This window comes from Caballeronia catudaia (assembly GCF_001544755.2).
GTDB lineage: Bacteria > Pseudomonadota > Gammaproteobacteria > Burkholderiales > Burkholderiaceae > Caballeronia > Caballeronia catudaia.
The window spans coordinates 1-2,188 of the sequence record NZ_FCOF02000115.1; the positions used below are offsets into that span (position 1 = coordinate 1).

A 2,188-nucleotide genomic window follows, 5' to 3' on the forward strand; every position below is an offset into this window, starting at 1 on the left:
CTCTGCGCCTGAATCTCGACCGGCCCCTTGGCCGCGAAGAGCTTCAATCCAAGCCGCTGCGCGAATATGGACACCAGTTCACCCGCAGCCACCGTGAAGCGCCGCATCACGCTAACGTCCGCGTTATTCCCGGCCACAGCCGTGATGCTTTCCTTGGCGGCCACCTGCACGCCGCGACCCGCAACCAGTCCGATCGACGCCGGTGCGCTCGCGAGCAGTCCCGCGTCTTTCAACCCATCGAGTTGCTGAATGACTGCCTGCTGCGCATCCGTGTCCGCCGGTGCGGCTTTCGCGGCTCGCGCTGAATCCGCCAGCGCCTTCGCGAGTTCAAGCGCTTGTTCGAGTTGCGCGACCGTCTGCTGCATATCGAGTTGCTTGCCCGATGCCGCCGGCTGATCGTACGCAGTGACATAGACACCCTTACCTGAGCGAATGGCCCCATAACCCGAGGACCTCAGCTCGAATCCTTCACCTCTCTTTTCCAGCTTGTTATCGACGAGATAACCCAGATTCAGTTGCGACTTGCCCGAGTGCTCGGTGCTCAGCTTGATGCCTTCCTGACCCTGCCAGTCCTCGAAGCGAAGCTTGTTGTTGCTCTGCGTGCGGATCGTTCCTCGCGAGATCCACCGGCGGTCGCTCGTGACGAGATCCACCGCCTGACTGTGGTGATGGAAGCCAATAATTTCGGGCTTATCCGGGTCGCCATCACGACACGAGATAATGGCTTCCGTGTTGTCCAGCGCCGGGAAGTGGAACCCGGTCTGAAACGCCCCCGCGAAGGGCTTACCCAGGCGCAGCGGCACGCTCTCGCCGCCCTTGGGCCAGCCGTCGAAATCGAAATCGAAACGCACCGTGTAATAGCCGGCAGCGTTCAAAAATGCATATTTATAGCGGTCCGGCGAAGTCACACGGGCGCTCAGCGTACCGGACACCTTGGGCCATGAGCTCGTTTCGAGCTTTAACCGGAAGCGCCTGTCCGCCGGAATCGCCTTGAACGAATTGCTGTAAGCCTGGTCACGCGCGCCCGTGTGCGTGACTTCGATCACGACCAGCCCGTCGGGCGCATCGTCGAGTTCTTCATCCGTTTCGAAGACGCGTCCCACTTGCAGTTGCGGCTCGGTGCTCTTGCCTTCGAGAACGACCTGCCAGGCGATCGCTTCTTCATGGCGCAGTTGCGCTTCCCATTTCGCTCCGGCAAAATCGCTATGTCCCGTGCCAAACACGTACGGAGTCCCATACGTTGTCGAATCCTCGGGCGCGACGTTCGCTTCATCCTTAAAGCGTTCGTAGGATTTTTCGGGGTTATATTCGGCCACCACAAACGATTTCGGCACCGTTGTCGCGTGGACCGACAGTTCGGAGATCGATTCGCGGCCGGCATTCAGGCCCGATGCCTCGCGATAAGGCACAGTGAGCCGGGGATCATAAATATAATGATCTATGTCATCCCCGAGAACGATCTGATCGCCGTGCTCCGTCTCGTGGATATAGATGTATATCCCCGCCTTCTGAGCGAGCATCTGGACATAAGCCAGATCAGTCTGCCCATATTGGAAGCGGAATTGAAGTTGCGGGTGAACGCCACGCAGTCGGACACTGATCAAATGATCAGGTATGCCGTGCTCGCGCAGTTTCCCAACGATTATGTCGGGCGCGCTTTGGTGTTGATAGATACGAAAACGACTAACCCCTCCCAATCGCGCGAGATGGGATTTCAGAATAATGTGATATTTGGTGAAATCCGCCGTCGTCTTGAGCGTCGTGTACGACTCCACGAACCCGGAGAAGTGCTGAGGCAGGCCGCCGAGCGGACTCATCGAGAACCGGGCGTCCTTGCCCAGGAAATGCTTGCGTGAGAGCCGAACCGGATGAGTCAGCACCAGTGTGATGACCACCGGCTCTCCCATCCTTTCCTTCACCTCGCACGACATGACGGAGAAGTCCGCCGCCTTCTCCTCCGCACCGTAAATCTCGAGGCCGTATTCCTGCCGCCCGGTGATTAATTTCCCGGCGACGAGATCCATACCGTTGTCCAGCACGTTGGCCATCTATATAGCCCTCCCCTTGATAAGCAGTGCCATCGAAGCTCGCTAAAGAGGCAAGCGTTGAAGTCGTCTGCGCGTCATGCGCTTATTTGGGGATGGACGGTAGCGAATCAGGAATCGATTGACAAGGGCATCGCGCCCTA

General features: G+C 58.4%; 1 protein-coding gene. It reads right to left on the minus strand.

Annotation, left to right across the window (positions count from 1 at the left end; all coding sequences use genetic code 11):
- The coding region (locus AWB75_RS36245) for a type VI secretion system Vgr family protein (protein WP_061128721.1) at positions 1-2,048 on the minus strand (2,048 nt) is incomplete at its 3' end.
- Between the last annotated feature and the right edge of the window lie 140 nt (positions 2,049-2,188).